Below are 2539 nucleotides of genomic sequence, written 5' to 3'. Positions count from 1 at the left end.
TACACGTTGGGTGAAGATTTCCATCCCCAGCATGACCAAATGTACAAATGTTCACATTATGTTTAGTAGCGATTTCATTAATGGCTCTAACCATTTTGGCAATTTCCGAACGTGGTACTGTAGCATCCTCTAAAATTGTCGTAGGTTTCAAACGTGCGAGTGCAGAAAGAGCTGTCCGTCTCGCCGTTTTCAAGGCCACTGCGTCGAGTTCCGTTTCAGCAATTTCAACAGAGACAGCTTTTTCCTCTAGACAGATATCCGCCATTCTTTTCATATCACGTTCTACAACTTCTGGCGGTCCATCCTGTTCGATTAGGAGAACTGCTTCCACATTGGTAGGCAAACCGATTTTCGCGAAATCCTCAACCACTATCAAGGTTGGCCGATCAAGAAATTCAAGGGTGACTGGAATGATTTTATTTGAAATGATTTTAGCTACAGATTGGGCCGCAGCATCCAGGTCGTGATATAAAGCAAGCATGGTCTTTGTCGTTTCCGGAATGGGAATCAGTTTTAAGATCGCTTCCGTTACGATACCAAGTGTGCCTTCTGAGCCAACAAACAGCTTTGTTAAATCATAACCGGCTACATCCTTGGCAAGCTTTCCTCCTGTTCGAATGATGTCCCCATTCGGAAGAACTACTTCAAGCCCGATAACATAATCACGAGTGACCCCGTATTTTAAACCTCGTAATCCACCAGAGTTCTCATTTATATTGCCGCCAATTGTGGAAATCTTCATCGAACTTGGATCGGGCGGATAAAATAAGCCCTTCTTTTCAACCGCAGAAATCAAATCCAATGTGATAAGCCCAGGCTGGACCGTAGCCGTTAAGTTTTCCTCGTCTATTTCAATCAATGAATTCATCCGATTAAATAAAAGGACAAGGCCCCCTTCTGTTGGGCATGTGCCTCCGCTCAAATTCGTCCCCGAGCCGCGTGGAATGATAGGAACTTTGTGTTCGTTACAAACTTTGACGATTGCGGCCACTTCATTCGTGCACCCTGGTTTAATAACGGCATTCGGCATCGATTGATATCCCGGCGTCGCATCGTATGAATAAACAAGGCATTCCACTTTAGAATCATCGTAATTTTCCGGACCAACAATGCTCAGTAGTTGTTGCTTAACCTGTTTTGTTAACATATACATCCCCCTTATGTAATAAAAATAGTTCACGAATTTTTTATGTAGTTTAAGTATAGAAAAAAGCCAGTCCATCTTCTATGTATGAACATATAGACTTTCCGGCTTTTAATATTATTAATTTGTATGTTTATCTAATATTTGTACAGCTAGATACATAGTGACTAAATCTGACAGCTTCCTAGGATTTAATTGGGTCAACTCTTCAATACGTTTGAGCCTGTAATGGAGAGTATTAATGTGTATATGCAGGGCTGCAGCGGTTTCTTTCAAAGAAAGATCACAGGAAAAATACATGGACAGCGTTTTAAGTAACTCCTCGTTAAGAAGTAGGTTCTCAATCGTCCGAGTTAAATATTCCTGTCTTGTTTCAGGGGTAACTTCATCGAGCAGGACTTCGAGCTTCAAGTCCTCATCAAATACAATATTCGATGAAGAAAGCGCAATTTTCAAGGACCGTTCTGCTTTAAAAAAGGCTTGTCTAAATGCGGAACCTGGTGAACGTGAACTAACCCCAACGCTCACTTTATATCCGGAACTTTCCTCAAGTTTTTTTTGCAATTGGCTTAATTTCGTTAATTGGTGGGTTTTTGAACCGATAAAATCAGCTAATGAAAGAATGACGAACTGGTTCCTTCCCCAACGAACTACGATGTCCTTTGGGTGCTGCTGCCTTATGTAAATCTGCAGCGTCCTCCACACATGCTGTTCAATGATTTTTTCTGTCTGAAATTCACCAAGAATGATAATTCGGTCAACCATAACATCGATTCCCAGCAGCTTTGCCTTCTGAAGGAAAGACTCATTGAACCTTTGAAGCTGATGCCATTCAAACACAAAGAATTCCATCAGGCGGGACTGCGATTCTTCTTGTTCGATATGGTAGCTTTCCTGAATAAACATCTCCGTCATCTTCTTTAAAAGTTCTGCATATGGAGAAACCTGTTTGGGATCACCGGTAATACCAATTACACAAACGGCTTCCTGATTAAAAAAAATGGGCAGGTTGATTCCCGTCTTTACCCCTTTCCAATGTTGTTCATCTTGTTTATTGATAATCAGTTTCTCACGGTTTTTAAAAGCATGGATGGCTCCTTCATGGTAAGAACCAATACGACTTTTATCCGTGCTGGCGATAATCATGCCAACATGATTAATAATGATGATTTCCTCATCAATCAACTTTCGAACCTCATGAACTAATTTTTCTGCCACTGCTGCTAAATGCATAAGTTGCCCCCCTTCGTATAAGATCATAAAAGCATAGAGGACTCTCCCTTTTCAAAAGGGAGAGCCTCATTCAAATTATGGAATCATCCAGGATAGGACGCCATTTTGCAAGAAGGTAATTATACAAACAAGCAGCAATAAGAATAAGCTATGTTTAATCGT

The 2539-nt window shown here is 41.0% G+C and carries 3 protein-coding genes; all 3 read right to left on the bottom strand.

The genetic code is table 11. The features are described 5' to 3' along the window. On the bottom strand, positions 1-1147 hold a 1147-nt coding region (locus AC1DUW_RS25700; RefSeq protein ID WP_477643806.1), incomplete at its 3' end, for an FAD-binding protein. Between the two features lie 117 nt (positions 1148-1264). After that, entirely contained in the window at positions 1265-2377 is a 1113-nt protein-coding gene (locus AC1DUW_RS25695) for a CdaR family transcriptional regulator (protein ID WP_053347242.1), read from the bottom strand. Between the two features lie 75 nt (positions 2378-2452). Beyond that, positions 2453-2539 (bottom strand): hypothetical protein (locus AC1DUW_RS25690; RefSeq protein ID WP_477643807.1); only part of this gene is annotated, 87 nt, incomplete at its 5' end.

Source organism: Peribacillus sp. P4_C12, assembly GCF_056402095.1.
The sequence above is the reverse complement of the archived record's forward strand: the minus strand, read 5'-3'. Positions and strand labels throughout refer to the sequence as shown.

Bases quoted from the DNA above. Each gene is read 5' to 3' on its own strand.
- AC1DUW_RS25695 (WP_053347242.1), bottom strand. From the start codon at position 2,377: ATGCATTTAGCAGCAGTGGCAGAAAAATTAGTTCATGAGGTTCGAAAG.